Raw genomic sequence first — 24,797 nt, forward strand, 5'->3', positions numbered from 1 at the left:
CCGGGGCGGCTGGTCCAAGTCCCCCCGCGACGCCCTAGGGTCGCCGCGAGCAGCGCGAACCAGACTTTTCAGGAGGAGACAGACCGTGAGCACCCCCGGGGACACCTCGGGCTCACCCGCCCAGCCCGATCCGGACAACGAGGTCGCGGCCGAACAGCCCACGGCGGCGGGACCGGCCGCCGAGGCGGAGCAGCCCACCGCGAAGACCCCGCTGGCCGAGAACGCCGACATGGCGACACCGCCGTTCGGCGTGCCCCAGCAGGTTCCCCAGCAGCCCCCGCAACAGTTCGCCCAGCAGTTCCCGCAGCAGGGCATGCCGCCGCAGCCGATGCTGCCCCAGCCCGGACCAGGGCAGCCGCCGTACGGCCACCCACACCCGCCGCAGCAAGGAGCGCCCGGCCCCGGCAGGAAGCGCACCGGGCTCGTGGTGGGCATCCTGGTCGCCGTCGTCGCACTGGTCGCCGGTGGCGTCACCGCGTTCTTCGCCTTCTCCGGCTCGGCGGGGGCGAGCACCCCGACGGCCGCCGCGACCAAGCTGGTCGAGGCGCTGGGCAAGGGCGACATCGCCGGCGTGATCTCCAACCTGGCCCCGGCCGAGGCGAAGCTGAGCGCGGACTACATGGGCGCGTCCATGGACGAGCTCAAGCGGCTGGAGGTGATGAAGCCGGACGCCAGCCCCGACCAGCTGGCCGGGGTGGAGCTCAAGGCGGAGGGCCTGCGCTTCGACGAGGCGGGCGAGGAGAAGCTCAACGACCACGTCACGGTCACCAAGCTGACCGCGGGAACCATCACCATCACCTCGGACACCGCCAAGCTGCCGCTCGCCGACAAGTTCGTGGACCTGGCCTTCCCGAACGGCCGGGTGGACCAGCGCACCACGGAGACCATCGACATCGCGAGCATCGTGCGCGCCACGGGGCAGCCGGTGCGCATCGCCACGGTCAACGAGGGCGGCACCTGGTACGCCAGCTTCTTCTACTCCATCGCCGACAACGCGCTGGCCGTCGAGGAGATCGCCTGGCCGAAGGAGCCCATCCCGGCCAACGGCGCCCCCGACGCGGAGACGGCGGTCAAGGAGCTGGTGCGGGCCGCGCTCTCGGGCGACCTGCGCCGCGTGGTCGAGCTGCTGCCGCCGGACGAGATGGGCGTGCTGCACGACCTCGGCCCGCTGCTGGTGGGTGAGCTCGGTGGCGAGCTGGACACCGGTTCGAAGCTGGTCGACCTCAAGACAGTGCACAAGGACGTCAACGGCGGCACCAAGGTCAGCCTGGACTCGATGATGCTGGAGATCGACGGTGAGCGCGGCACCGTGCGCCGGGTCGAGGACTGCGTGGAGATCCAGGGCCCGCAGGGACAGCCGGACCGGATGTGCGCGAAGGACGTGGTGGAGAACTTCATCGAAGGCGCGGAGAAGAGCTACCGCCGCAACACCGGCAAGGCGATGCCGCAGCAGCTCAAGGACTTCTGCGAGCGGATCGTGCGCAACTTCCTCGACGCGGGCGTGATGACGACGCAGGTGGACGGCAAGCACTACGTCAGTCCGATCAGGACGGTCAGCGAGCTGATGCTGACCGTGCTGCGCAGCCTGGAACCGAAGGACGTCGAAGAGCTGGTCAAGGCCGGGAGATAGGACACGGGCGAAGGGGGCGTGCCGTCATCGGCACGCCCCCTTTTCTTATCCGGTGATGCGGTCGTCCTCGGGGCGGCCGACGTCGGGGTTGGACGAGGCGAACCTCCGCAGCCGCATGCTGTTGGAGACCACGAAGGCCGACGACAGCGCCATGGCCGCACCCGCGATCAACGGGTTGAGCAGCCCGAGCGCGGCCAGCGGGAGCGCGGCGACGTTGTACCCGAAGGCCCACACCAGGTTCCCCCGGATGGTGCCGAGCGTGCGGCGGGCGAGCCGGATCGAGTCCGGCACCGCGGTGAGGTCGTCGCGCACCAGGATCAGGTCGGCGGCGTTGATCGCCACATCGGTCCCGCTGCCCATGGCCAGCCCGAGGTCCGCGGTGGCGAGTGCGGGCGCGTCGTTCACGCCGTCGCCCACCATCGCCACCGTGCGGCCCTGCTCCCGCAACGCCTTGACGAGCTCGACCTTGCCCTGCGGCAGCACCTCGGCGACGACCTCGTCGATGCCGACCTCCCGCGCGACGGCGCGCGCGGTGGCCTCGTTGTCGCCGGTCAGCAACACCGGGCGCAGCCCGAGCGCGCGCAGCTCGGCGACCGCCGCGGCGGCGGTGGGCTTGACGGTGTCGGCGACCGCGAGCAGCCCGGCGACCGCACCGTCCCGTGCGACGACGACAACGGTCTTGCCGTGCGACTCCCATTGCGTGCGAAGGTTTTCCAGCTCCTCGGGCAACGCGATCCCCCGCTCGGCGAACAACCGCGCCCGCCCGATGACCACCTCCCGACCGTCCACAGTGCCCTGTGCGCCGAGCCCCGGCAGCGCGACGAAGTCCTCGACCTGGCTCAACGAAGCCAGTTCCTGGCGCGCGGCCGTCGCGACCGCGACGGCGATGGCGTGCTCGGAGGCGTCCTCCACCGCGCCCGCGACGGCGAGCAGCTCCGCGCGGTCCACGCCCGCGTACGGGTGGACGGCGGCGAGGGTCATCTTCCCGCTGGTGACGGTGCCGGTCTTGTCCAGAACCACGGTGTCCACGGCACGGGTCGACTCCAACGCGCTGGCGCCCTTGATCAGGATTCCCAGCTGCGCGGCCCGTCCGGTGGCCACGAGCAGCGCGGTCGGGGTGGCGAGGCCGAGCGCGCACGGGCAGGCGATGATCAGCACGGCCAGCGCGGCGGTGAACGCGGCCTCGGTGGGCTGCCCGGTGAGCAGCCACGCGGCGAAGGTCAGCGCGGAGAGCACCAGCACGACGGGCACGAACCGGCCCGCGACCCGGTCGGCGAGCCGCTGCACGTCGGCCTTGTCGTTCTGCGCCTGCTCGACGAGCCGGGCCATGTGCGCGAGCTGCGTGTCGTCACCGACCTTGGTGGCGCGCACGACGAGCCGCCCGCCGACGGCGACCGTGCCGCCGATGACGGGGTCCCCGGGGCCCACGGGCACGGGGACGGACTCGCCGGTGACCATGCTCGCATCGACCTCGCACCGCCCCTGCTCCACCTCGCCGTCGGCGGCGACCCGCTCACCCGGCTTGACCAGGAACAGGTCGCCGACCTTGAGCGCGGCGATCGGCAGCACGACCGGCTCCCCGTCGCGGAGCACCGTGACGTCCTTGACGCCCAGCGTGGACAGTGCCCGCAACGCGTTGCCCGCCATGCGCTTCGCCCGCGCCTCGAAGTACCGACCGGCCAGCAGGAACGCGGTCACTCCGGCGGCGACTTCGAGGTAGACCGACCCACCGGCCTCCGTGGTGATCTCGAAGCCGGTGTGCAGCTCGTCACCGGTGGTGAACAACAGCGACCACATCGACCAGCCGTAAGCGGCCAGCACCCCGATCGACACCAGCGTGTCCATGGAAGCGGCGCCGTGCCGGGCGTTCTTGACCGCGGCCCGGTGGAACGGCCACGCCGACCACAGCACCACCGGGGTGGCCAGCGCCAGGGACACCCACTGCCACCCCGGGAACCGCAAGCCCGGCAGCAGCCACAACGCCAGCGTCAGGTCGCAGAGCGGGATGGACAGCAGGATCGCCACGAACAACCGGTTCCTCAGCGCCCTGACGGGATCGCGCTCGTCCGGTCGCTCCTCCCGGAGCAGGCGCGCGGTGTACCCGGCCTGCTCGACGGTGCTGATCAGCGTTCTCGGGTCGGTACCGGCCGGAGCCGTCACCGCGGCCTTCTCGGTCGCGTAGTTGACGGTGGCGCTCACCCCGTCGAGCTTGTTGAGCTTGCGCTGCACGCGGTTCGCGCACGCGGCGCAGGTCATGCCGCCAATGACGAGTTCAAGCTCGTCGGTGGCCACACTCTGGGTCATCGCTTCCTCACACTTCTTCCGACCCACACGAGTCGTCGGGCGACCCCCGCCGGTTCCCGCGCTCCCCCATCCGTGTCACGCCCCACGTCAGAGGTCGGCGAGGGGGTCGGCGGCGTAGGTGAGCCGGATGACGCCGTCGGAATGGCGCTCCGCCTTGGCGTGCACGCCGAAGACCTCGCGCAGGATCTCCGGGGTCAGCGCCAGCAGGACCTCGCCCGCCGCCGCCACCGTGCCCCGGTTCAGCACCACCAGCTGGTCGCAGCTGCGCGCCGCCAGGTCCAGCTCGTGCAGGACCGCCAGCGTGGTCACGCCCAGGCCGCGCACCACCTCCAGCAGCTCGAAGCGGGCCCGGATGTCCAGGTGGTTGGTGGGCTCGTCGAGCACCAGCAGCTCCGGTCGCTGCGCCAGCGCCCGCGCCAGGTGGACCCGCTGCCGCTCACCGCCCGACAGCGACGCCATCGGCCGGGCGGCCAGGCCCGTCACGCCCGCGCGGGCCATCGCGGTCTCGACCGCCTCCCGGTCGGCGGGTGTCGTCCTGGAGACGAGGCCGTGGTGGGGTGTGCGCCCGAGCTCCACCACCTCGGCGACCGTGAGGGCCGAGGGGTTCGCGCCGTCCTGGAGGACCGCCGCGACGCGTTGGGCCGAGGCCCGGACCGGCAGGGACCACAGGTCGGTGCCGTCGAGCAGGACCGCTCCGGCCGACGGGCGCAGCGAGCGGTAGATCGTGCGCAGCAGGCTGGACTTCCCGCTGCCGTTGGGGCCGACCAGCCCGACCACGGTGCCCGGCCGCACGACCAGGCGCACGTCGTCCAAGACCGGGGTGCCGCCGAGGGTGAGGCCGACCCCCGCCACATCGAGTCTCACGTCTCCCCCAGGGTCCGGCCCCGGCGCAGCAGCCACAGGAAGAACGGGGCGCCGAACACCGCCGTGAAGATGCCCAGCGGCAGCTCGTTCGGGCTGTCCACGGTGCGCGCCAGCAGATCGACCACCACCAGGTAGAGCGCTCCGACCAGCGCGGACAGCGGCAGCACGCGGCGGTGGTCGGCACCGGCGACCAGGCGGACGAGGTGCGGGACCATCAGCCCGACGAAGCCGACCCCGCCCGCGACCGCGATCAGGGTGCCGGTCAGCAGCGAGGAGACCAGCAGCAGGCCGACGCGGGCCCGTCGCACGTCCAGGCCGAGCGACGTCGCGGACTCCTCGCCGGTGACCAGGGCGTTGAGCCTGCGGCCGTAGAGCACCAGAACGGCCGACGCGGTGAGCACGACCGCGCTCACCAGGCCGAGCTGCTCCCAGCGCGCGCCCGCCACGCTGCCGAGCAGCCAGAACATCACCGACTTCAGCTCGTTGGGGTTCGCGCGGAGCTGGAGGTAGCTGGTCAGCGCGGAGAGCACGTAGCCGACGGCGACGCCCGCGAGCACGAGGCGGGTGGGCGCGAGGCGGCCGCGGTGCTGGCCGAGCGCGAACACGACGGCCACCGACGCGACCGCGCCCAGGAACGCCGCCGAGGACACGCCGAGCCCGCCGAGCGCCCCGGCTCCGGCGGTCAGCACGACCACCGCGCCGACCGAGGCCCCGGAGGAGATGCCCAGCACGTACGGATCGGCGAGCGGGTTCGCCACGAGCGCCTGGAGGACCACGCCCGCGACCGACAGACCCGCCCCGCACAGGGCCGCCAGCACCACGCGGGGAACGCGGTACTGCCACAGGATCTGGTCGGAGACCGGGTCGAGGTCGCCGACGTTCCCGGTGAGGTGACCGGTGATCACCGCCCACGCGTCGCCGAGCGGGATGCCGACCGAGCCGATCGTCGTGGCCGCGACCATCACCGCGGCCAGCAGCGCGGCGAGGCCGAGCAGCGCGGTCCTCACGCGGTGGGGTGGAGCAGCGCCGCGATCCGCTCGACGGCGGTGGCGTTGTTCGGTCCGAAGTAGACGGAGTCGGAGAGCACCACGTGCCGCTTGGCCTTGGCCGCCTCCCACTGCGGGAACTGGGCGTAGAGCGCGGCGGCCGAGGCGGCGGGATCGGGGTTGTGGTAGTTCACGACGATCACCGCGTCGATCCGGGCGGCGGCGAGCTGCTCCTTGCTGAGGTTCGCGAAGAGCTGGCCGGAGCTGTCGGCGAAGGCGTTGACCCCGCCCGCCTTGGCGATGATGTCGTTCCAGATCCCTTGTGCGCCGACGGAGCTGAAGTCGCCCGCGCCCATGTCCATGCCGGGGATGATGAGCATCACCCTGGGCTTGGGCTTGTCCTTCACCCGCGCATCGACCTGCGCGATCCGCCGCCGCGCGTCCGTGATGATCTGTTCCGCGCGGTCGCTGACGCCGTAGACCTTGCCGAGGTCGCGCAGCATCGCGTAGCTGTCGTCGATGCCCTGCGTGCCACCCGTGCCGCACATCTTGGCCGGCACGTAGGTGTTCGCGCCGATCGCGCCGAGGTCCTCGCGGGTGGCGAAGCCGCGGTTGCCGTCGAAGCCGCCGCTGTAGGTCGACAGGACGAAGTCCGGCCGCAGGCCCAGCATCGCCTCTCTCGGGATGTCCATGAGGTCGTTGAGCTTGATGTCACCGGTCGGCAGCTTGGCGATGGCCTCGGCGCGGCCCGGCTCGTCGGATGCGCCGTAGGACTGGGCGTTCGCCACGACCCGGTCACCCAGGCCGAGCGCCATCAGCGTGGACACCTCGGCGACCGACCCGCCGTTCATCACGACGGTCCGGCTCGGTGGGCGCTGGAAGGTGATGTCCTTGCCGCAGTTGGAGATCGTGACCGGGTAGCCCGGCGCCGGGGCGGCCTGCCGGGGCGCTCCGGCAGGCTCGCCGCATGCGGTGACAGCTGCGGTGGCGGCCAGGAACACTAACGCCAGGGCGACGCGCTTGGACTGCATGCGGGGTTTCTCCTCAGTGCGGCGGCGGTGGGTAGAGCACTAGTCGGTGGCGGGACCGGTCGAGTTCCCGCGTGCGGCGCGGATCACGGGCAGCAGGCCCGCATCGGCGCACTGGTCCAGGTAGCGGTGCACGGTGGCCCTGTCGATGGTCGATGTCGCGGTGCTCTCCCGCGCCTCGTCGGGCCAGAGGTCCAGCAGGGCGAGCGTCGTCGGGTCGGCGTCGGTCACGCGCACGCGCCACTCCTCGCGTGAGCACATCTCGACGGGGTATCCGTAGTCGATGATCCACTCGCGCAGGTCATCCAGCACGAGCCGGCGCTCCGGCAGGACTTCCCTGATTCCGCCGCGCTGAGCCAAGATCTCGCGCGCGACGTCCTCGGCGTCGGCCCACGGCTCCGCGTGGTGCAGCTTCGGCACGACACCCGCCGGGATGCCCGCGAGCAGCAGCCGCCACAGCACGTCCTGCGGGTTGACCTTCGGCCCGACGACGCGCCCCAACCGGTGGATGGTCGTGTCGAGCCCACGGCCCCCGGCTTCGAGGACGAGCTGCTCGGCCACCCATTTGCTCTGCTGGTACCCCGTCGCCAGCGTGTTCTGTCCCAATGCGACGGACACTGTGGACACGTAGTGGAAACGCGACGGCGCGCCCGCGGCTGCGAGCCTGAGCAGTGACCGAGTGCCCTCCACGTTCACCGCGCGCATGCTGTCGTACTCGCGCAACAGGCTGACCACGGCAGCACAGTGGTAGATGGCATCGACCCGCGCCAAGTCCTGCCAGGTCCCGACGTCCAGTCCGAGCCACGGCTTCCCGACGTCGCCCCGCACCACGCGCACCCGGTCCTGTTCGGGCAGGTCCGACCTGGTCAGGCAGATGATCTCCGCGTCCGTGCCGCGCACCAGCTCGGCGAGCAGGTACCCGCCGACGAAGCCGGTCGCGCCGGTCAGCAGGATCCGGCCGGTCCCGCTTGCCGTGGGCGCGGGAAGAATGTCGCGATCGAGCACCGCGTCCGCCAGGGCAACGGCGGGCAGGCCACTCCGGTCAAGGCGGGTGCCTCGAAGAGCACGCGCCAGCCCACCAGCGGTGGGATACCGGAAGACCAGGGCCGCCGGGACCTCAGTGCCCAGGGCCGCACCGATCCGGTTGGCGACCTGGATCGTTTGCAGCGACTGGCCCCCCGCCTCGAAGAAGTCGTCCTCAGTGGACAGACTCGGTTGGCCGAGGATGTGACGCATGATCCCGAGAACCGTGCCATCATCGGCCTGCACGGATCGGTCGATCTTGCCGGAACGGTTGAGCGGCAGAGCTTCCACGAGTTCGATCACGCCGGGGACCACGGCGGCGGGCAGCAGGCCGCGCAGGTGCTCACGGAGTTCGGCCACGGTGGTACCGGCGACGGTATCGGCGACGACCCGCGCGGTGAGCAGCTTCGTGCCGTCCGGACGGGTGTGTCCGGTCACCATCGCCGCCCGCACGTTCGGATGGCGGACCAGCGCGGCTTCGATCGCCGCCGGGGAGACCCGATGCCCACTGATCTTGAATTCGTCGTCGACGCGGCCGAGGTGGTACAGCTCGCCGTCCTGCCCGAGCCGCGCGCGGTCTCCCGTGCGATAGGCGCGTTCGCCGCCCACTGAACGGAACCGTCGCGCAGTCAGATCCGGGCGACCGAGGTAGCCCAGTGCGAGTCCGGAGCCGGACAACCACAGCTCCCCCGCCACTCCGACGGGCACAGGACGCCCGTCGGCGTCGGCAACCACGGCCTTCACACCTGGCAACGGTCGACCGATGGGAACTCCACCCCCGGCGACGAGGTCGGCCGCTGTCGCCACCACCGTGGCTTCGGTCGGACCGTAGGTGTTGATCAGTCGTACGTGTGGTTGCGCGGCATGCCACCGCTCGACGCGCTCCGGCAGCGCGGCCTCTCCGCCAATGATCACCGTGCGCAGCGAGGCGGGCAACGGCGGCATGACGAACGCCAGCTCGTGCCAGTACGCGGTCGGCAGGTCCAGCACGGTGATCTCGTTCTCGTCGCAGGCACGCAGAAGCGCTTGCACCGACTGCGTCATCTCATCCGTGCGCAGGACGAGCGTGCCACCCGCACAGAGCACCGGGAAGATCTCCTCCACGCTCGCGTCGAAGTGCAGCGGCGCGAACTGGAGCACGCGGTCGGCCTCGTTGATTCCGTAGCGCTCCGTCGCGGCGGCGACGAAGGAGTTCAACGCGCGTTGCCCGATTACCACGGCGTTCGGCTGCCCGGTCGAACCGGACGTGTGGATCACATAGGCCGGATCCTCGAAGTCCATGCCGGGCAACGAAATCGGCGGGCCGTCGCGGTCAACCGGCACATAAGCGGCTCCCGCGAAGATCACGCCGACGATCTCGACGATCGTGTCGATGTCGCGAGTGGCATCGACAAGTACGGCGCGGTCGGTGATGCGTTCGGCGACGTTCTCTGCTGCCGCAACGAGTTCGGCGTACGTGAGGCGGAACGACCCGGATTCCACGGCTGTCGCCTGTGGACGGACACGAACCTGCTCGGCGATCAGCTCCGCCACCGGCCTGACCGACCGCAGCGGTCCACCGTCGAGCACGGACGGTTCAGCACCCAGGAAACCCAGGACACCGCCGAGGTGCCGCTCCAGGTCCGCCACGCTGTAGCGGTCCGGATTGCCGTCGAGCACAACCTCGATGCCGTTGCCGTCACGCCGGTCGTAGACGTTGACGGCCAAGTCTTCCACCGGCCCCGCCGAGAGGTTGCGCACCTCGCACGACGCTCCGCCGAAGCTCAGGTCGTAGTCGAAGGGCATCACGTTGACGACCGGCCCGAACAACCGCTTGTGCCCACCGACCAGACCGAGGTCGCGGCGGAGCTGTTCGTAGCGGTAGTGCTGGTGCGGCATGCCCCGCCGGACGTCGTCGGCCACCTTCCTTGACAGCGTCACGAGATCGTCGTCCGGTTCGACGCGCAACCGCAACGGAATCGCGTTGAGCACCGTGCAGGGAACGCGCAGCATCGCCGATCCCGCGCGGTTCAGCACCGGCAGACCGAGCACGACCTCCTCGAAGCCGCTGACCTGGCTCAGATAGGCACCGACCGCGGCGACCGCCAAGTCCGCCCGGCTCGACACCCGCGCTCGCACCCGCAGGAAGTCACGGGACGGCAGACCGGCCCCGTCGGCGAAGCTCACCACGGGCGGGCAGTCCGCGAGGTAGTCGAGCCAGTAGTCCCGGGAGCCGGTGTCAGTACTGGTGTCGGGTTCCTCGATCTCGGCCAGGGAGCCGAAGTTGTGCGGAGGCGGCGAACGGTCCTCGACAAGCGCCGTGTAGACCTCGGCGACCCTCCGGGCCACGAGAGCGACCCCGAAACCGTCTAGAGCGATGTGGTGGACACGGTGGTACCACAGGAAAACCTCGTCCTCGACGCGCAGTAGCCCGTGGCCGAACAGCGGCCCGGCGGCGAGGTCAACCGGCACCGCGAGATCCTGGCGCATCCACTTCAAGGCCGCCGCACGTGGATCGCCGTGCCCACGGAGGTCCGCGATGTGCGGCATCCACTGTGGACTGACGAGGACCTGCTGGTCCCCTTCGATGCGGCACCGCAACGCTTCGACCTCGTCCACGACTCGTCGCAACGCCCGCTCGAAGACCACGGCATCGACCACGCCGAAGATCTCGACGTATTCCGCCGTGTTGTAGGCCGGACCGCTCGGATCGAGCTGGTGCGCGGCGAGAATCCCCCGCTGTGCCGAGGTCAACGGGAAGGCCGTCGCCTGCTCGGCCCCGCCCGGCCCGCACGAGGCCGACAGCATGGACCACCAGTCAGCGACCGTCGGCCGCTCCGCGAGCTCCGCGAAGCTGACGCGCACACCGAACTCCCGCCAGCGGTCCACGATCGTCAGCATGCGGACCGAGTCCAGCCCGGCGTCGTAGAGGTCGAGGTCGTCGGTCAGCTCCTCCGGCTCCATCAACAGGAACTCGGCGATGTCGGCGCGAACCCGCCGCAGGGTGAGAGCCACCTCAGTTGACCTGCCGGTCGCGGTCGCGCCAGAACTGCTCCCGCAGGACGCGGCGGAGGATCTTGCCGCTGGGGTTGCGCGGGATCGTCTCGACGAACTCGTAGCGCAGCGGCAGCTTGAACGCGGCCAGTGTGCCCTTGAGGAAGGTCATCAGCTCGCGCGCGGTCGCCTTCTCCTTCAGCACCACGAAGGCGTGCACGGCCTCGCCCCACCGCTCGTCGGGCACGCCGATCACAGCGGAGTCGGCGATCGCGGGGTGCCCGGCGAGCGCGCCCTCGATCTCCGCCGGGTACACGTTCTCCCCCGCCACGATGATCATGTCCTTGACCCGGTCGCGGAGGAACACGAAGCCCTCGTCGTCGACGTGGCCCGCGTCACCGGTGCGCACCCATCCGTCCACAAGGGACTCGGCGGTCGCGGCCGGGTTTCCCCAGTACTCCAGCATGTTCGCGGGACTGCGCAGCCACACCTCACCCACCTCGCCCACCGGGACGGGGTGTCCGGAGGAGTCGCGGACCTCCAGCTCCACGCCGGGGTAGGGCCGCCCGGCAGCCCGCATCCGCGCGCCACCGGGCACGTGCTCCGACGGCGGCAGGCAGACGGCGGTGTTGCCGGTCTCGGTGAGCCCGTAGATCTGGGCGAGCTCGCAGCCGACCACGTCCAGGCACCGCGACAACAGCGCCTCGGAGATCGGCGAACCGCCGTAAACGATCTTGCGTAGCCCGCGCAGCCGTGCCGCTTCCGGCTCGTCGAGCATCAGCCGCAGCATCGCGGGCACGACGCAGGTGATCGTGACTCCGTGCTCGCCCACCAGCCGGACGGCCTCACCGGAGGCGAACGCTGGCATGATCACGTTGGTGATGCCCGACGTCAGCCCCTGGACCGCCCACCACAGCCCACCGATGTGAAACCCTGGCACACCAACAAGACTCACGTCGTCGGCACGCCAGTCCAGCCAGTCGAGACCGGCCTCCGCCAGCGACGCGCGCACCGCGAAGAACCCGCGCTGCCCGAGCACGACCCCCTTGGGCAGCCCGGTGGTCCCGCTCGTGTAGAGCTGCGCGACCGGATCGTCCGGACCGGACTCGACGGGAGCGCCGTCCGGCGCACCGGCCTTCCAGCCCTCGAAGCCGTCCAACCAGACCACGGGCGTGTCAGGGACCTGTTCGACGGCCTTCGCGCAACCGCGATCGGCGAAGAGGACGGTCGCGCCGGAGTCCGCGACGATGTGAGCCACCTCGGCTCCGGTGAGCCGCCAGTTGATCGGCACGAGCACCGCACCGGCCCGCGAGCACCCGAACAACAGCTCGTAGTAGTGCGGGGACTCCTTGCCCAGGAACGCGACGCGCTCACCCGCTCGCAGGCACCGGGCGACGCGGTCCGACTCCCGATCGAGCTCCACATAGGACTGTTCAACACCGCCGCAGACCAGGGCGGTGTGGCCGGGGCGAAGCGCGGCCCGCGCCCGCAACGCGGCACCGAGGGTTCGCTCAGCAAGCACTGGGCGGCTCCATGATCGCGAGGAGCACGGCGCCCTGCGCGGATCCGCCGTCGACGTCCCAGAAGCTGACATCGGTGTGCGCCAACAGCATCGACCGCGTGCCGCGGCGCAGGGAGAGGCTGGTGAACGCCACCTCACCGGAGAACGACCGCGCGTTGATCGGCCGCTTGAACCGGGACTCGAACCTGGCGATCAGGATGTCCGGCAGCTGCTTGCGCCAGAAGTCCTCCATCGTCCAGCCCGCGAACTCCGGAACCCGCCCCTCCAGCACCGTCCGCGCGATGAGGTAGTAGACGAGCTGGTTGTAGCAGATGTTGAACTCCACCGCGTTGAAGTGCCCGGTGTCGTCGATGTAGCAGGACTCGGGAATGGTGAACTCGCCGCGAACGGCCTTGTCCCCCTCGGGCTCCACGGAGCACAGGTAGCGACAGTCCACTTTGTACGGAAGGAGCACCCGCTCCAGCAGCTCCTGCCCCATCACAGCGCCTTGCTGTAGAGCTGGTGCCCGTCGAGCACGGTGACCCGGTGCGAGACGGTCGGTTCCGGAGTCGTGGTGTGCAACGCGCGGTGAACCAGGCTGCGGTTGTCCCAGATCAGCAGGTCGCCGCGCTCGTAGGTCTGGAGGTGGGTGTTCGGGTGGGCGCACTCCGGGTCGAGCTGCCCGGTCTCCTCCAGCAGCCGCCGAAGCACCTCGTCGTCGAGCCGCGCACCGGTGGAGTCCTCGATGGCGTAGGTGAAACCCTCGCTGATGAACAGCACGGGCTCACCGGTGACCGGGTGGGTGAAGACCGTCGGCTGCGCGACCGGCGGGGTCTCGCGCTCGATGTCCTCCATCACCTCCCAGATCGGCCGGTAGACGTCCTCCGGGCGGATCTTGAAGTAGCGGCGGGCGCTGTGGTGGCTCGTGGTGCCCGCGACGGCGTCGCGCAGCTCCCGCGGTAACCGCTGGTACGCCTGGCCCATGTCGATGAAGTAGGTGCCCCGGTCTCTCGACGGCACCACCTGCGGGTGGATCAGCGTGATGCTGAACGGCTCCGGCATGAACTGGTAGTCGGCGTGCCAGAACTTGCCGGTCTTGGGCACGCCGACCCGCTTGCCCTCACTGGGCACGTTGGCCGAGACGAAGATCTCCGGCAGCTCGGGGTGCCGGTACATCGGCTGGTAGTAGGTGACCGGCTCGCCGAACCGGGCGCCGAGGCCGAGGAACTCGCGCGGCGTCAGCTCCTGCCCCTTGAGCACGACGATCTTGTCCGTGTAGACGGCGTCCTTGACCCGCTGCACGTCGGCGTCGGAGGCGGTGGCGGCGTCGAAGCCGGTCACGGTGACGCCCATGGCCTTCCCGGCCTGCGGCGTGATCTGCATGGTTGGGGTTCCCCTCGGCGGCTGAGGTCTGTTGCCGTCCGAGTGGTCGGGCGAGCACCCGCGGGAGTTCCCCCGCCGAAGGTGACGAGTCGGTAACGGGCGGGTCAGCCCGTGCCGGCGTCCCGCTGGTCCGCCGAGCGGAGCAGGTCCTCGCGGGCGCGGGCGACCCGGGAGCGGATGGTGCCGACCGGGCAGTCGCAGATCTCGGCGGCCTCGGCGTAGGACAGCCCGAGCACCTGGGTCAGCACCAGCGCCTCTCGGCGGTCCCCGGCGAGGCCGTCCAGCAGCAGGTTGAGCTCCACGACGTCCTCGAACCCGGCGGCCGAGCCCCGGTCGCGCGCCTGCGCGGCGTCGGCCTCCACGGCCCAGTCGGCTCCGGCGGCGGTGCGCGGGCGCACGACGGCGGCACGCACCTGGTCCACCACGACGCGCCGGGCGATCGACAGCAGCCAGGTGCGCGCGGAGGCGCGGGCGGCGAAGCGGTGCAGGCTGCCGAGGGCGCGGAGGTAGGTCTCCTGGGCGAGGTCGTCGGCGGCGCCCACGTCGGCGAGGTGGGCGACGAACCGCCACACGTCGCGCTGCGTGGCGCGGACGAACCGTTCGAGCGCGGCCTGGTCGCCCGCACCGGCGTCCAGGGCCCATTGCGTCACGCGCTCGTCGTCACCCTCCGGCCAAGTCACGACCCGGAAGCGTAATCCAGGCGATCGCCGGGAACTCACCCCCGTCCTGGTACGACAATCTGGGCGTGAACTGTGCGACCTGCCGCGAAGCGCTCTCCGCGAGGATGGACGGCGAACCGGAGCCGGTGCCGGAGACCGCGACGGACCAGCACCTCCGGGGCTGTGCCGACTGCCGATCGTGGCAGGCGCGGGCGACGGCGCTGACCAGGACGCTCCGGGTGCGCCCCGCGGTGTCCCCGCCCGACCTCGCGCCCGCGGTGCTCGCGGCGGCCCCGGCCCCGCGCCAACCCGGCCGCTGGACCCGCGCGGCCCTGGTCGCGGTGGCCACCACCCAGCTCGCGCTCGGCATAGCACAGCTGGTCGGCGTGGCCCCGGCGTCCGCGCACGGCGGCCACGACGAGCCGATGGGCGGCCACCTGTTCAACGAGAGCACCGCGTGGAACCTGGCGCTCGCGGTGGGCATGCTCTGGGCGGCGCTGCGCGCACGCACGGTCGCGGGTCTGCTGCCCGTGCTGACGGGATTCCTGGTGGTGCTGGGCGGTTTCTCGGTCCACGACCTGATCGTGGGCGCGGTCCCCTTCGCCAGAGTCGCCTCGCACGTTCCGCTGGTGATCGGTCTCGGCCTGCTCTACGCGCTGCACCGCCAGCAACGCCTGCCCGCGCCGTCCTCCCCGGACCGCACAGCCGTCCCCGTGCTGCGCTCCACCGACGCCGCATAGGCCGTGCCCGGCAACCGGTGACTCCACCTCACCGGCCCCTGACGCCCCACACCCGGCGCTCCCCCCATTTCGCGTTTTGTAGCCTTAATGCGAAATGAGAGCGCTCTTTTGCGCAATAAGCCTACAAAACGCGAAAACCCCGACCACGCCAGCCAGCCCGCGCGCACACGGGAGCGCGGTACGGGGTCGGCGCGCCACCGACCCCGCCCAGGGGTTCAGAGTCGGCGGGCGCCCAGGTGGATGACGGCGAGGTGGGCGGCGGCGAGCACGGCGAGGGCGAGGGGGATGTGCCAGGCCAGGGCGAGGGGAACGGCGGCGGACTGGGCGAACATGTTGCCGATGAGGTCGCCGAGGGGCGGGACCCTACCGACACCCGCCGCCACGAGCATCACCGCGATCAGGGCGCTCATCGTCCAGCCCGGTCCCGTCACCAGCGGCCGCGAGCACAGCAGGCCGACCGCGGTGCCCAGCGCGACCGAGACCACGTGCCCGCCAAGGCCGACCAACACCGTGGACACCGGGTACGGCACCGGGTTCACCGCGATCGGGACCAGGACCGAGATCGCCAGCGGCAGCGAGTTGCCGAGCACCGCCACCAGCAGGACTCCCAGTGACGTCCGCCGCCACCCGCCCGCCGCCGCCATCGTGACCGTGCGCGCGACCGGGTCCTCGCTGTTGGCCACGACCGCGCTGAACCAGGCGCTGATCGGGAACAACAGCATCACCGTCGCCCCGTAGGCCGGGATCGCCGGACCGGCGCCGGTGGAGTAGAGCATGCCGAACACGGCGGCGAAGACCACCATCGGCGGGAACCACCGCTGCGAGCTGATCAACTCCGTGGCGAGGTAGCGGACGAGGGCCGTCACGACGCGGCCGTCGCGCGCTCCCGGCGGACCTCGTGCACCGAGCAGCCGAGCGCCAGCGCGGCAGCGAGCACCGCGTCCAGCTCGGTGCCCAGCACGTCCAGCGCGAGCAGCGGGCCGTCGGTGGTGGACTGGAGCACTCCGGGCAGCGACTCCACCTCGGAGCGAACGCCGGACGGGCAGGCCAGCGCCACCGCGCCGGTGCCACCGGCGCCGGGTTCCACCGGACGCACCGCTCCGTCGGTGACGGTGACGGTGAGCGTCGAGGCGAGCCGGGACCGGCTTCCGGTGTGGTCGGTGACGACCGCCGTCGCCCCGTCGCGGACCGCCTCGTGGACCAGCGCGCACAGCTCGGCACGGGAGCGCTCGTCCAGCCCGGCGAAGGGCTCGTCGAGCACCAGCAGCTCAGGGCGGGCCACCAGCGCCTGCACCAGCGCGACGCGTTGGGTGTTGCCCTTGGACAGCTGCGCCATCGGCCGGTCCAGGTCGCCGATGAAGCCGAGCCGGTCCAGCAGCTCGATGCCGGTCTCGCGCGTGCCGCGGACCGCCGCCTGGTGCTGGAGGTAGTTCCGGGCGGAGAGCTTGAGGCTCGCGGGGAACCGCTCCGGCACGTAGCCCACCGTGCCCCGGCCGGACACCGTGCCCTCGGTCGGCACGACGATGCCCGCGAGGACCTTCAGCAGGGTGGACTTGCCGCTGCCGTTGACGCCCAGCAGAACGGCCAGTCCCGTTGGCGCCAGTTCCAGGCCGACTCCACGAAGCACCCACGGCCCGCGCCCGTAGCGCTTGCCGACGCCCGCCAGCTCGATCATGCCGTCCACAGTGCCAGACGCCACGCCGCCCCCGGGTTGAAGGCGAATACAGGACAAGCGTACTGTTTGCACCAAGTAAGGGGTGCGCCAGCGAACTCCGCGAGAGTGCGCAAGACTCGCCCCCGTTCCCGGACTCACCGCCCGTGATGGAGTTTCACGTGACTGCACCTGCGAGCAAGGACAGCTTCGGTGCCCGCGGCACACTGGCCGTCGGCGACGCCTCGTACGAGATCTTCCGCCTGAGCGCGGTCGAGGGCGCTCAGCGCCTGCCGTACAGCCTGAAGATCCTGCTGGAGAACCTGCTCCGCACCGAGGACGGCGCCAACATCACCGCCGAGCACGTCCGCGCTCTCGGCAACTGGGAGCCGAACGCCAACCCGGCGACGGAGATCCAGTTCACCCCGGCGCGCGTGATCATGCAGGACTTCACCGGCGTGCCCTGCGTCGTGGACCTCGCCACCATGCGCGAGGCCGTGACCGGCCTCGGCGGCGACCCGTCCAAGGTGAACCCGCTGGCCCCTGCCGAGCTGGTCATCGACCACTCGGTGATCGCCGACGTCTTCGCGCGCCCCGACGCCTTCGAGCGCAACGTGGACCTGGAGTACGAGCGCAACAAGGAGCGCTACCAGTTCCTGCGCTGGGGCCAGAGCGCCTTCGACGAGTTCAAGGTCGTCCCGCCCGGCACCGGCATCGTGCACCAGGTCAACATCGAGCACCTGGCCCGCGTCGTCATGACCCGCAACGGCCAGGCCTACCCCGACACCGTTGTCGGCACCGACAGCCACACCACGATGGTCAACGGCATCGGCGTCCTGGGCTGGGGCGTCGGCGGCATCGAGGCCGAGGCGGCCATGCTCGGCCAGCCGGTGTCGATGCTGATCCCGCGCGTTGTCGGCTTCAAGCTGCACGGCGAGCTGCCCCCCGGCACCACCGCGACCGACCTGGTGCTGACGATCACCGAGATGCTGCGCAAGCACGGCGTCGTCGGCAAGTTCGTCGAGTTCTACGGCTCCGGCGTGACCGCGGTGCCGCTGGCCAACCGCGCCACCATCGGCAACATGAGCCCGGAGTTCGGCTCCACCGCGGCGATCTTCCCGATCGACCAGGAGACGGTGAACTACCTCAAGCTCACCGGCCGCTCCGCCGAGCAGCTCGCGCTGGTCGAGGCCTACGCCAAGGAGCAGGGCCTGTGGCACGACCCGGCCGCCGAGCCGGACTACTCCGAGCACCTGGAGCTGGACCTCTCCACCGTCGTGCCGTCCATCGCGGGCCCGAAGCGGCCGCAGGACCGGATCGTGCTCTCCGAGGCCAAGGCCAAGTTCCGCGGCGTGCTCGGTGACTACGTCGCCGACGAGGGCAAGGCCGACGAGGCCTCGGCGGAGTCCTTCCCCGCCTCGGACTCCCCCGCGGTCTCCAGCTCCAACGGCCGCGACGAGCCGCACGAGCTGCCCAGCGCCGAGGGCCGCACCAGCAGGCGCGTCCCGGTCACCCTGGCCGACGGCACCAAGACCGTGCTGGACCACGGGCACGTGGCGATCGCCTCGATCACCTCGTGCACCAACACCTCCAACCCGTCGGTGATGATCGGCGCCGCGCTGCTGGCGAAGAACGCCGTCGAGCGCGGCCTGTCCCGCAAGCCGTGGGTGAAGACCTCCCTGGCGCCGGGCTCCAAGGTCGTCATGGACTACTACGAGAAGGCCGAGCTGCTGCCGTACCTGGAGAAGCTGGGCTTCCACCTGGTCGGCTACGGCTGCGTCACCTGCATCGGCAACTCCGGCCCGCTGCCGGAGGAGATCTCGCAGGCGATCAACGACAACGACCTGTCCGTGGTCTCGGTGCTGTCGGGCAACCGCAACTTCGAGGGCCGGATCAGCCCCGACATCAAGATGAACTACCTGGCCTCCCCGCCGCTGGTGGTGGCGTACGCCCTCGCGGGCACCATGGACCTCGACCTGGACACCGAGCCGCTGGGCACCGACCCCGACGGCAAGCCGGTGTTCCTCGCCGACATCTGGCCGACGCCGCAGGAGATCCAGGACGTCATCTCCAGCTCGATCTCCTCGGAGATGTTCGTCAAGGACTACTCCGACGTCTTCGCCGGTGACGAGCGGTGGCAGTCGCTGCCGACGCCGACCGGCAAGACCTTCGAGTGGGCCGCCGACTCCACCTACGTGCGCAAGCCCCCGTACTTCGAGGGCATGGAGATGGACCCGAAGCCGGTCACCGACGTCTCCGGCGCACGGGTGCTGGCGCTGCTGGGCGACTCGGTCACCACCGACCACATCTCCCCGGCCGGCTCGATCAAGGTGGACTCGCCCGCGGGCAAGTACCTCACCGAGCACGGCGTGGAGCGCAAGGACTTCAACTCCTACGGCTCCCGCCGCGGCAACCACGAGGTGATGATCCGCGGCACCTTCGCCAACATCCGCCTGCGCAACCTGCTCCTCGACGACGTTCAGGGCGGCTTCACCCGCAACTTCCTCGCGGGCGGCGAGCAGACCACGATCTACGACGCGTCGGTGGCCTACGCCGAGGCGGGCGTGCCGCTGGTCGTGCTCGCGGGCAAGGAGTACGGCTCGGGCTCCTCGCGCGACTGGGCGGCCAAGGGCACCAGCCTGCTGGGCGTCCGCGTGGTCATCGCCGAGTCCTTCGAGCGCATCCACCGCTCGAACCTGATCGGCATGGGCGTGCTCCCGCTCCAGTTCCCGGAGGGCCAGTCGGCGTCCTCCCTGGGCTTGGACGGCACGGAGACCTACGACGTGGCGGGCGTGACCGCGCTCAACGAGGGCTCGACCCCGTCCACGGTGGCGGTCACCGCGACGAAGTCGGACGGCTCGAAGGTCTCCTTCGACGCGGTCGTGCGCATCGACACCCCCGGCGAGGCGGACTACTACCGCAACGGCGGCATCATGCAGTACGTGCTCCGCAAGATGGTCCGCGGCTGACCAGCACCGGGAGCACCCGGAGCACTCCGCAGTAGCTCAGCACTCCGCAGTAGCTCCGGCAGCACCTTCGGAAGGGGGCGCCTCGCACTCCGCGAGGCGCCCCCTTTTTTTCGCGTTTTGTAGGCTAAATGCGAAAAGAGAGCGCTCTCCCGAACATTAAGCCTACAAAACGCGACAAGAACGGCGGTGGTGTGACCGCCGCGGGGGGCCGGGTGGTGTGACCACTGCCGGGGCCGGGCGGTGTGACCGCCGCGGGGGCCGGGCGGTTGGCGCCCACGACTGCCGCGGTCACCACCGCCACGGTCACCACTGCCACGGTCAACGCCGCCACGGTCAACGCCGCCACGGTCAACGCCGCCACGCTCACCACTGCCACGTGACGGGTGGGCGGGGACCGGGGCGGTACTCGCAGTAGGTCCCGGTGCGGATCGTGGTGTCCAGGTGGTGGCCGAGCTCCGCGTCACCCTCCGCGATGCGCGCGATCACCGTGCGCAGGCTGCGGGTGACGTTGAGGCGGGCACGCTCCGCGCTGGAGCCGGTGCGCCGGTCGCGGCCGCCGAGGCCCACCGCGCCGGTGAGCTCGCGGACCAGCGCGTCGATCTCGGACCGCACGCGATCGGCGCGGGCCGGGTCGTTGAAGCCCTCCGCCTCCTCCTGCTGCGCCCTGAGGTCCGCCAGCCGCTCGCGGTACGCGGCCTTCGCGGTCTCGTCGAGCACCGGAAGCCCTTGCTGCGCAACGCTTTCCGAACCCACGAGGTCCAGCACGTGGAGTTCGGCGCCGGGCCGGGACAGCAGCTCGACGAGGTAGCGGATCCCCTTGGTGTGCTTGAGCCGCACCACGTTCGGGCCGCGGTGAAGGGACCAGTAGTCGCCCTCACGGCGCAGCGACGCGGGACGGGACACCGCACCGGCCAGTGACTCGGCCTCCTGGCACAGCAGCACCATGCCCATCTCCGCGCACTCCTCGCGGACCGCCCGCGCCATCGCCGAACCACGCGGTGTCCCGGCGAGCAGCTTGGCGTGGTCGAGGCGGATGCGGGCGAGCATCGGGCGGGCGCGCATGGACCTCGCCTGGTCGGCCGCCGCGGTGAGGAAGCGCTCCGCGTCGTCCCACCGGGACAGCGTCGTCGCGAGCAGGCCGAGCGCGTGGGAGACCAGGCCGTGCACCGTTCCGGCTCCGAGCGCGACACATCCGGCGTACGGGAGCAGGGCGGCGGAGAGCGGCTCCGCGTGCTCGGCGGAGCCGGTGCGGTGGGCGATCTCGGCCAGCATCACCAGCAGGCAGACCCCCAACGGCTGGCCCGCGACCGGCAGCGGCCCCCGTGCCAGCGCCATGTCGAGAAACGCCTTGGGCTCAACGGTTCTGCCCATCCTGGTCTGCACGAGGGCGGTGACGCAGTGGCCGAACGCGGCGAACTCCGGGCGTGCCGACATCCGCCTCCCGTAGGCCAGCAACCGCGCCTCGGCCTCCTCGCGGTCGCCGCGTTCCAGGGCGAGGTGCGTCATGTGCTGGTGGTACATGTGCTCCGCCCCCTCGACGTGCGCCCGCTCGCCGAGCTCGCGGGCCTGCTCCATCAGCGGTTCGGAGTCGGCGAACCGCCCGTCGAGCCGGGCCAGGCTGGCCGCGAGGCACCGGTGGTAGTACAGCCGCAGCGGACCGCGCAGCTGCTCGGCGCGATTTCCGTACTCCACAAGGGCTTTCTCCGTCGCGACCCGGTCACCGAGCTCGATCAGGCACAGCACCCGCCACAGCGCGCCGTCCATCACCAGGTTGTCGTCACCCGCGCGCGTGCCGAGGTCCATGATCTCGACCGCCGTCCTGAGCCGCTCCCCCGCGTTGTCGGGGGTCCAGTGCGCGTGGTGCATGGTGCCCAGCACCTCGGCGAGCGTGGCCGGGTCGTCGACCGAGCGCGCCAGCTTCTCCGCCTCCCCGACCAGCACACCGCGCCGGTCCTCCGCATCCGGCACCAGCACCAGCTCCCGCGACAACCGCGCGAGCAGCCTGGCCCGGAGCGCGGGATCGCTGTCCCCCACGACATCCAGGGCGTACTCCAGGTTGGCGATCAGCCGGGGTTCGTGCGCCCACAGCTCGTCGCGCACACAGCACCCGAGCGCCGCGCGCCCGACGGCCCGCACGTCGCCGATCGCCTTCGCCAGCTCGAAGGCGTCGCCGTAGGTCCGCGCAGCCAGCGCTCCGTCGCCCGCGCGCCAGCGGGCGAGCGCGAGCTCCATCAGGATCTCGCAGCGCTGCGGCCCCTTCCCCTCACCAACGGTCTCCAGCGCACGGGCGAAGTGGGCGACGGCGTCCTCGAACGCCAACGAGCGCATCGCGTGCCTGCCGGCCAGAACGTCGTACTCCACCGCGTGGTGCGGACTGCTGCCGTGGCTGAAGTGGTGGGCGAGCCGACTCGCCACCGCGGCCGGATCGGCCGCACGCGCCTGGATGACCTTGCCGGCCCGCTGGTGCAGCACCGTCCGGTCCGCCGTCGAGAGCCGCCGGTAGAGCGCGTCCCGCAGCAGCGCGTGCAGGAACCGCAGCCGGTCCCCGTCGCCGGTGGTCAGCACCCGGCGGCGCAGGGACTCGGCGAGGTGGTCGCGCACCTCGGCCACCGAGTGGTCGGCGAGGTCGGCCAGCTCGTGCGGGTCGAAGTCCGCGCCGAGCACGGCCGCCATCGACAGCAGGCCGACCTCGTCCGCGCCGAGCAGCGCGAGGCGGCGGTTGATCACGTGTTCCACCGCCGCCGGGACGTTCTCGGTGGCGACCCGGCCGCCGCTGGCGCGCAGCAACCGCGCGACCTCACCGGCGAACAGCGGGTTGCCGCCACTGCTGCGGTGCACCCTGGCGACCAGGTCGGCGTGCGGCTCCGCGGTGGTGATCGCGCGCATCAGCTGGCCCACCTCCGCCTTGTCGAGCCCGGCGAGGTCCACGCGCGGCCCGAACCGGCTCAGCTCCGGCAGCCGCCCGATCAGCGCGCAGTCCTGGTCCGCGTCGACGTCGCGGTAGGTGCCGATCACCAGCAACCCGGCCTGCCGGAGCTGGTGGCCGAGGAAGTCGAGGTAGCGCAGCGAGCCCTCATCGGCCCAGTGCAGGTCTTCGAGCACCACCAGCACCGGTTTCTCGCCGGCGAATCCGAGGAGCACTCTGGTCAGCGTGTCGAACAGCCGGAAACGAGTGGATTCGTCATCGCCACCGCAATCCGCTTCACGTTCCGGAAGCAGTCGGCTCAGATACCGCGCGTCACCGCCGACCGTCGCCGAAACCCTTTCCCAGCCCCATTCCGCGACGCAGCGCCGCAACACCTGGACGAATGGCCAATAGGGCGTCTGTCCCTCGCCCTGCCAGCAGCCACCCCACAGGACCACGACATCGTCCCTGGTGGCCGTAGCGGCGAACCGTTCGACCAGCGTTGTCTTGCCGATCCCCGCCTCACCGGCGACCAGCACCAGCGACCCCCGTCCGGCGACCGCGCGGTCCAGGCACCCGGCGAGCTCGGCGACAGCCGCCCGCCGTCCGACAAAAGAGAGTGCATCGTGCAATTTCGGCCCCCTTGCAACGCCCCCGCGTAAAGCCCACCAGCGCCGGAACCCTCCGCCAACAGAATTTCTCGCCGAGCTGGGGCACCTTGCCCCTAGAGGCAGGAAATCCACCCGTTTGCCCGCCGAGGCGCTGTGGGATGGGCCACGGCGGCGGGGGCACGGTCACCCGAACGTGCAAACGTGTGCCCCACGAGCACGGGGAGGTGCGGCGGTGTCGGTGGGCCTGCTGATCGCGGGGGTGGTCATCCTGGCGGGCGCGGTCATCCAGGGAGCGGTCGGCTACGGGCTGAACCTGCTCGCCGGCCCGTTGCTGGCGCTGATCGACCCCATGCTGGTCCCGGTGCCGGTGCTGATGATCGCCTGCGTGCAGGCGGCACTGGCGGTGCTGCGCGAGCACCGGCACACCGACTGGCGCGGCGTCGGCTGGGCGATGCTGGGCCGGGTGCCCGGCAACGTGCTGGGCGTGCTCGCGGTCGCCGCGCTGCCGCTGACGCAGTTCAACCTGGTGATCGGCTTGTCCGTGCTGGCGTGCGTCGGGCTGTCCCTGCTGTCGCTGCGGTTGGAGCCGACGCGTCCCGGCCTGGTGGTGGCCGGGGTGGCCAGCGGGGCGTTCGGCACGGCCTCTTCGATCGGCGGGCCGCCGATCGCGTTGCTGTACCAGCACTCCTCGGGTCCGACGGTGCGCGCGACGCTGGGCGCGTACTTCCTGCTCGCGTCGGTCTCCTCGGTGGTCACGCTGTGGATCGCCGGCCAGGTCCGCGTCGAGCACCTCGGCGCGGCGGCGGTGCTGCTGCCGTTCATGCTCGCGGGGTTCGCGGTGTCGGGTCCGCTGCGCAAGTTCCTCGGCGGCTCACGGCTGCGCTACGCGGTCCTGGCGGTCGCGGGCGTCAGTGCGGCGTTCCTAGTGGTGCGCAACGCGTTCTAGCGCAAGTCGCCCGTACCGCGATGTGCGCGCAACCTGGCCACCGCAGTCGAGATTCTCGCGTTTTGTAGGCTTAATGCGCAGAAGAGCGCTCTCATTTCGCATTAAGCCTACAAAACGCGAAAGGGGGAGCACGTGGGCGTGGGTGCCGGGTCAGTCCAGAGTGGTCAGCAGGAAGACGCGAATCCTGCGCTCTCCCGCGCGCTCGGCGTAGGTGTCGTAGGCGGGCCAGTGCCGGGTGATCATGCCCCAGAGCTCTTCGCGCAGCTCGCCGTCGGCCAGTTCCGCGCGCACCCGGACGGTCTTGGCCCGCACCAGGGCGTCCACCTCCGGGTTGGCGATCAGGTTCGACGACCACGCCGGGTGTTTCGGCCCGCCCCAGTTCGAGGCGGTCACGATGAACCCGCGCGGGTGCGGCACGTACAGCAGCGGCACCGGGCGCGGCTGCCCGCTCTTGCGGCCGACGGTGGTCAGCAGCATCGACGGCAGGCCGAGCAGCGCCAGCAGGCTGATCCTGCCCTTGGTGCGGCGCTGCACGGCCAGGTCGACCGGGACGAAGGCGCGGCCGAGGTCGGAGAACCATTTCTTGCGGCCGAGCCTGCGGGCCAGTGCGGTGAGCGGGTTCAC

General features: G+C 71.2%; 18 protein-coding genes. 5 read left to right on the forward strand and 13 right to left on the reverse strand.

The genetic code is table 11. From position 1 onward, the window contains the following. The first annotated feature begins 85 nt into the window (after positions 1–85). Positions 86–1,630 carry a flagellar basal body protein FliL gene (locus ACFFQA_RS08165; protein WP_377851070.1) on the forward strand — a complete coding sequence of 515 codons (1,545 nt, stop codon included), beginning with the start codon at positions 86–88 and terminating at the stop codon, positions 1,628–1,630. Positions 1,631–1,675: 45 nt separating this feature from the next. Here ACFFQA_RS08165 and ACFFQA_RS08170 read toward each other — a convergent pair whose 3' ends face one another. From ACFFQA_RS08170 to sigC, 9 genes are all read right to left on the reverse strand, one after another. Next, the gene (locus ACFFQA_RS08170) at positions 1,676–3,934 is read right to left on the reverse strand and encodes a heavy metal translocating P-type ATPase (RefSeq protein ID WP_377851071.1); all 2,259 of its coding nucleotides are present in this window, start codon (positions 3,932–3,934) and stop codon (positions 1,676–1,678) included. Positions 3,935–4,021: 87 nt separating this feature from the next. Beyond that, positions 4,022–4,798 carry an ABC transporter ATP-binding protein gene (locus ACFFQA_RS08175; protein WP_377851072.1) on the reverse strand — a complete coding sequence of 259 codons (777 nt, stop codon included), beginning with the start codon at positions 4,796–4,798 and terminating at the stop codon, positions 4,022–4,024. Beyond that, positions 4,795–5,805, reverse strand: coding sequence for a FecCD family ABC transporter permease (locus ACFFQA_RS08180; RefSeq protein ID WP_377851073.1), 1,011 nt, complete (start codon positions 5,803–5,805; stop codon positions 4,795–4,797). The genes ACFFQA_RS08175 and ACFFQA_RS08180 overlap by 4 nt, the downstream gene beginning before the upstream one ends. Further along, positions 5,802–6,815 (reverse strand): ABC transporter substrate-binding protein, encoded by a 1,014-nt coding sequence (locus ACFFQA_RS08185; RefSeq protein WP_377851074.1) that lies wholly within the window; start codon positions 6,813–6,815, stop codon positions 5,802–5,804. The genes ACFFQA_RS08180 and ACFFQA_RS08185 overlap by 4 nt, the downstream gene beginning before the upstream one ends. A 39-nt stretch (positions 6,816–6,854) precedes the next feature. After that, the gene (locus ACFFQA_RS08190) at positions 6,855–10,829 is read right to left on the reverse strand and encodes an AMP-binding protein (RefSeq protein ID WP_377851075.1); all 3,975 of its coding nucleotides are present in this window, start codon (positions 10,827–10,829) and stop codon (positions 6,855–6,857) included. Between the two features lies 1 nt (position 10,830). Continuing rightward, the gene (locus tag ACFFQA_RS08195; RefSeq protein ID WP_377851076.1) at positions 10,831–12,330 is read right to left on the reverse strand and encodes a long-chain-fatty-acid--CoA ligase; all 1,500 of its coding nucleotides are present in this window, start codon (positions 12,328–12,330) and stop codon (positions 10,831–10,833) included. After that, entirely contained in the window at positions 12,320–12,808 is a 489-nt protein-coding gene (locus ACFFQA_RS08200) for an FcoT family thioesterase (protein WP_377851077.1), read from the reverse strand. Before ACFFQA_RS08200 ends, ACFFQA_RS08195 begins: the two co-directional genes overlap by 11 nt. Beyond that, positions 12,808–13,692 carry a (3R)-3-[(carboxymethyl)amino]fatty acid oxygenase/decarboxylase gene (scoE, locus tag ACFFQA_RS08205; RefSeq protein ID WP_377851078.1) on the reverse strand — a complete coding sequence of 295 codons (885 nt, stop codon included), beginning with the start codon at positions 13,690–13,692 and terminating at the stop codon, positions 12,808–12,810. The genes ACFFQA_RS08200 and scoE overlap by 1 nt, the downstream gene beginning before the upstream one ends. Before the next feature lie 104 nt (positions 13,693–13,796). Beyond that, positions 13,797–14,372 (reverse strand): RNA polymerase sigma factor SigC, encoded by a 576-nt coding sequence (gene sigC, locus ACFFQA_RS08210; RefSeq protein WP_377851079.1) that lies wholly within the window; start codon positions 14,370–14,372, stop codon positions 13,797–13,799. Between the two features lie 65 nt (positions 14,373–14,437). Between sigC and ACFFQA_RS08215 the strand changes: the two genes are divergently transcribed. Continuing rightward, positions 14,438–15,091, forward strand: a complete 654-nt coding sequence (locus ACFFQA_RS08215) for a zf-HC2 domain-containing protein (RefSeq protein WP_377851080.1) — start codon at positions 14,438–14,440, stop codon at positions 15,089–15,091. A gap of 215 nt (positions 15,092–15,306) precedes the next feature. On the opposite strand, the gene ACFFQA_RS08220 is transcribed toward ACFFQA_RS08215, so the two are convergent. Together ACFFQA_RS08220 and ACFFQA_RS08225 are read right to left on the reverse strand one after the other, a co-directional pair. Further along, the gene (locus ACFFQA_RS08220) at positions 15,307–15,957 is read right to left on the reverse strand and encodes a hypothetical protein (protein ID WP_377851081.1); all 651 of its coding nucleotides are present in this window, start codon (positions 15,955–15,957) and stop codon (positions 15,307–15,309) included. Beyond that, positions 15,954–16,766, reverse strand: coding sequence for an ATP-binding cassette domain-containing protein (locus ACFFQA_RS08225; protein WP_377851082.1), 813 nt, complete (start codon positions 16,764–16,766; stop codon positions 15,954–15,956). Before ACFFQA_RS08225 ends, ACFFQA_RS08220 begins: the two co-directional genes overlap by 4 nt. Before the next feature lie 146 nt (positions 16,767–16,912). On the opposite strand from ACFFQA_RS08225, the gene acnA reads away from it, so the two are divergent. Next, entirely contained in the window at positions 16,913–19,711 is a 2,799-nt protein-coding gene (gene acnA / locus ACFFQA_RS08230; RefSeq protein ID WP_377851083.1) for an aconitate hydratase AcnA, read from the forward strand. Positions 19,712–19,953: 242 nt separating this feature from the next. Then, positions 19,954–20,091: a hypothetical protein gene (locus ACFFQA_RS08235; RefSeq protein WP_377851084.1), complete on the forward strand. Its 138-nt coding sequence runs from the start codon at positions 19,954–19,956 to the stop codon at positions 20,089–20,091. Here the strand turns inward: ACFFQA_RS08235 and ACFFQA_RS08240 are convergent. Next, positions 20,075–23,248: an ATP-binding protein gene (locus ACFFQA_RS08240; RefSeq protein WP_377851085.1), complete on the reverse strand. Its 3,174-nt coding sequence runs from the start codon at positions 23,246–23,248 to the stop codon at positions 20,075–20,077. The genes ACFFQA_RS08235 and ACFFQA_RS08240 overlap by 17 nt on opposite strands. A 211-nt stretch (positions 23,249–23,459) precedes the next feature. On the opposite strand from ACFFQA_RS08240, the gene ACFFQA_RS08245 reads away from it, so the two are divergent. Continuing rightward, positions 23,460–24,173: a sulfite exporter TauE/SafE family protein gene (locus ACFFQA_RS08245; RefSeq protein ID WP_377851086.1), complete on the forward strand. Its 714-nt coding sequence runs from the start codon at positions 23,460–23,462 to the stop codon at positions 24,171–24,173. A gap of 150 nt (positions 24,174–24,323) precedes the next feature. Here the strand turns inward: ACFFQA_RS08245 and ACFFQA_RS08250 are convergent, their stop codons facing one another. After that, positions 24,324–24,797 carry a nitroreductase family deazaflavin-dependent oxidoreductase gene (locus ACFFQA_RS08250; RefSeq protein ID WP_377851087.1) on the reverse strand — a complete coding sequence of 158 codons (474 nt, stop codon included), beginning with the start codon at positions 24,795–24,797 and terminating at the stop codon, positions 24,324–24,326.

Origin of the sequence: Allokutzneria oryzae (assembly GCF_042429765.1) — a bacterium.
GTDB classification, from domain to species: domain Bacteria; phylum Actinomycetota; class Actinomycetes; order Mycobacteriales; family Pseudonocardiaceae; genus Allokutzneria; species Allokutzneria oryzae.

Bases quoted from the DNA above. Each gene is read 5' to 3' on its own strand.
- ACFFQA_RS08170 (WP_377851071.1), bottom strand. From the start codon at position 3,934: ATGACCCAGAGTGTGGCCACCGACGAGCTTGAACTCGTCATTGGCGGC.
- ACFFQA_RS08185 (WP_377851074.1), bottom strand. From the start codon at position 6,815: ATGCAGTCCAAGCGCGTCGCCCTGGCGTTAGTGTTCCTGGCCGCCACC.
- ACFFQA_RS08200 (WP_377851077.1), bottom strand. From the start codon at position 12,808: ATGGGGCAGGAGCTGCTGGAGCGGGTGCTCCTTCCGTACAAAGTGGAC.
- scoE (WP_377851078.1), bottom strand. From the start codon at position 13,692: ATGCAGATCACGCCGCAGGCCGGGAAGGCCATGGGCGTCACCGTGACC.
- ACFFQA_RS08225 (WP_377851082.1), bottom strand. From the start codon at position 16,766: ATGATCGAGCTGGCGGGCGTCGGCAAGCGCTACGGGCGCGGGCCGTGG.
- acnA (WP_377851083.1), top strand. From the start codon at position 16,913: ATGGAGTTTCACGTGACTGCACCTGCGAGCAAGGACAGCTTCGGTGCC.